Below are 2659 nucleotides of genomic sequence, written 5' to 3' on the forward strand. Positions count from 1 at the left end.
GATCGAGAGCATCCCGCAGCCCGTCCCCCAATAAATTAAACGCCAAAACAGTCAAAATAATCAGTGTCGCCGGAGGCCAAACCAACCAAGGCTGCAACACTAAAATTGAAGCATTAGTAGACAAAGATAGCAAATTTCCCCAAGAAGGATCGGGCTGTTGAATTCCCAATCCAATTAAACTCAAAACTGACTCCGCTACAATAAAACCGGGAACCGCCAAAGTAGCAGAAATAATTACGTAAGTTGCAGTTTGTGGCAAAACGTGGCGGACAATAATATAAATTGGATTCGCGCCCATTGCGCGCGCCGCTTGCACAAATTCTCGTTGTTTGATTGACAAAACCTGACCGCGAATCACCCGCGCCAAACTCGCCCAACTGATAAATGAAGTAATTAGCACAATCAATATAAATCGCTGAGCGCTGGTTAATCCTGGGGGAAGCACTGCTGCTAGCGCTACTAATAAATAAAGACCTGGAATTGTCATCAATACTTCGGCGAATCGCATTAAGATACTGTCAATCCAACTGCCGAAATAACCGGAAATTCCTCCGATTAACAATCCTAATGGAAAAGAAATTGCTATGCCAACTAAACCGATGCTGAGGCTGATTCGGCTACCGTGTACTAGGCGGGTGAATTGATCGCGCGCTTGTTCGTCCGTGCCTAAAATGTTAATCTTGGCTGTTCCTTTAGTTCCAAACAAGTGGATATCTAAAGGTAAAATTCCTAAAAATTTATAGGGAGAACCTTTGACAAATAAACTGAGTGCAGAGGGTTTTTGCCAGTCTACAATTAGCTCGCGAGCGCCCGTATTCGCATCCACCGGGCCCTGAGTCGTCGGATAAACGTGAGGCCCGATAAATCGCCCGTCTTTGCTGCTTAAATAAATTTGAGTGGGCGGCAGCAATGAACCGTTTAGTTGAGAGTCGTAGGGGTCGTATGGCGCTACAAATTCGGCGAAAAGTGCGACTGTATAAAAAATCAACAGCACCACTGCTCCTAATCGAGCTAGAGGATTTTTTCTAAGGTTTTGCCACCATTTCATAAGTTTTAGGTTGGAGATTTTTAGTGGTTTGCGGTCAGGATTCTAGTGCTAAATGTTGGGTGTTAGGAGTTGATAGTAAATTTGGCTAACATACCTTCTTTAGGATTGAACCGCGAAGACGCGAAATGCGCGAAGTGAAGAGGAAAGAGAAGAGGAAAGAGATAAAGGGATGGCAAAGTCGGATTTGGTATTGGTTGTTTGGTGCGGATATGTGAGATTGTCGATCGACTTTAGGGTGTTTTTCTTGAACCCGCACCCATGCCGCTAAGATTTTTTTTCCGCAATGAAGTCTTTGCTACAAACGTTAAACTATTTTTTTTCATCGGCCACCAAGATTATTTTAGTTTCATTATCTGTTATTTTACCCAATTCCTCGCCGCTAAAAGGGTTGTAGAAAAATGAGCCTGTTTGCGGGGGTAATTTGGGATTGAGTAAAATTTCTACTATACTTTTGACAACTCCTGTTAGGGGAATCGCCAGGATGACTCCTAACAATCCTCCTACTCTACCTCCTAAGAGCAAAGCTGTGAAAATTATTACCGGGCTCAATCCGGTGAGATTTCCCATGATTCGGGGAGCGACTAAATTGTCCTTAATTTGCTGGAGAGCGATCGCAACTGCCAAGACTTGCAGCGCCAGCCACCAATTGATAAATGCTACAATTATACTAACTGCCCCAATTCCCAAAGTTGCTCCAATAAACGGAATTATTTCCATTAATCCGATAAACACGGCAAACAACAGAAAAAATGGAACTTGCAGCCACCAAAATGCGAGAGTTAGTGAAATCGCCATAAACAGTCCCAGCAGCAACTGTCCCGATACAAATCGCTGGAGGTTTCTCTGCAAAGTTTCGGTTAACACGTACCGAATATCTGGGGAAAAAATGCTGGTCAAACTTTGCCAGACTCTTTTGCCGTCTAGGAGCATATAAAATGAAATTACCACGATAAAAATTAAGTCGAGAAACCAGTTAACGGTACCTACGACTAAACCTAAACTTGTGCCCGCTATCGCTTGTACTTGCTCTTGTACTTTTGCTGATAGCTGCTGCTCCAAAATTTGCACGTTAAATGGTAAATTGCGATCGGCACTCCATGCTTGAAATTCGCCTAGCTGCATCCGCGCTGACTCCAGCAAGTCCGGGAACCTCACTCCTAACTGCCTGGCTTGGCTGAACACCGGTGGCACGATAGTTAAACCGATTACTACTACTAGCAAACCCGCAATCAAGTAAACGAGTGCTGCCGCGACTCCCCGGGGCAAAAATACTTGCAGTCTGATGACTGCATAATTTAATAAGAATGCAATCAGTCCGGCTGTTACTAAAATGCTGACCAATTCGCCAACATAACTGATAGCAGTCAGGGTAAACCATCCCGTCACTAGGACTAGCAACCAAGTAATTAGCAACTGTTGGACGGGAGAGAAGACACTGTTCATTGTGATTTTTTTTGATTAAACTGGTACAATTTTTTCGGCCGATGTGCCTGATTCTCTAGCAAACACATTATAAATCAATAGGGTTGAATGATATCAATTCCGGTTGCACTCATACATAATTGTTGACTGTTGACTGTTGACTGGGGGGCGAAAAACTGAATGGTTGAG

The 2659-nt window shown here is 43.7% G+C and carries 2 protein-coding genes; both read right to left on the reverse strand.

Going from position 1 to position 2659, the window contains the following annotated elements; translation table 11 throughout:
• Window positions 1-1048 (reverse strand): ABC transporter permease (locus IQ270_RS29660; protein ID WP_193976683.1); only part of this gene is annotated, 1048 nt, incomplete at its 3' end.
• Window positions 1049-1357: 309 nt separating this feature from the next.
• Complete coding sequence (locus IQ270_RS29665; RefSeq protein ID WP_193976684.1) at window positions 1358-2491, reverse strand: AI-2E family transporter; 1134 nt, start codon at window positions 2489-2491, stop codon at window positions 1358-1360.
• Between the last annotated feature and the right edge of the window lie 168 nt (window positions 2492-2659).

The organism is Microcoleus sp. LEGE 07076 (assembly GCF_015207455.1).
GTDB lineage: Bacteria > Cyanobacteriota > Cyanobacteriia > Cyanobacteriales > Microcoleaceae > Microcoleus.

What these genes read in the sequence shown, in the direction of transcription:
- IQ270_RS29665 (WP_193976684.1), bottom strand. Translation starts at nt 2,491, where the DNA reads ATGAACAGTGTCTTCTCTCCCGTCCAACAGTTGCTAATTACTTGGTTG.